Consider the following 520-nt stretch of genomic DNA (forward strand, 5'->3'; position numbering starts at 1 on the left):
CAGGAGCAAATAAAGAACATTTATTCCATTCGAGAGAGAGGGCTTTTTAAAAGTCCTTTCTTTTGAAAAAATGTCTTTATCTCCCCCCTAAAAGTTGCATTAATTAGTTGAATCTAGCATTTTATACTTTTAAGAAAATAAATTAAATGCTTTTTTGTTACATAAAGCTTTCCAGTTTTCAGGTGAATCATAGTAAATTTAATACTTAGTGATTTATATTGTGTGTATATTTAAAATAAATAATTAGTAAACAGTAATGGAAAAATTATATAAAATACATCGGAATTCAAATCAAATAGATTTTCAAAAGATTTGGAAAGAAGGCGTTTTCATATTTGATTCAAATGTTCTTTTAGATTTATATCGTTTACCCGAATCTGCAAAAAACGATTTATTAGGTGTGCTAGATTCAACTAATTAATGCAACTTTTAGGGGGGAGATAAAGACATTTTTTCAAAAGAAAGGACTTTTAAAAAGCCCTCTCTCTCGAATGGAATAAATGTTCTTTATTTGCTCCTG

Annotated in this window: 1 protein-coding gene; it reads left to right on the plus strand. The window is 27.7% G+C overall.

The features are described 5' to 3' along the window. Window positions 1–256 precede the first annotated feature (256 nt). Complete coding sequence (locus ACP7AT_RS15800; protein WP_426065396.1) at window positions 257–421, plus strand: PIN-like domain-containing protein; 165 nt, start codon at window positions 257–259, stop codon at window positions 419–421. Window positions 422–520 lie beyond the last annotated feature (99 nt).

It is taken from the genome of Flavobacterium sp. DSP2-3-1 (assembly GCF_049896865.1).
GTDB lineage: Bacteria > Bacteroidota > Bacteroidia > Flavobacteriales > Flavobacteriaceae > Flavobacterium.

Excerpts from the sequence above, each read along its gene's own strand:
- ACP7AT_RS15800 (WP_426065396.1), top strand. The coding sequence starts at position 257 with ATGGAAAAATTATATAAAATACATCGGAATTCAAATCAAATAGATTTT.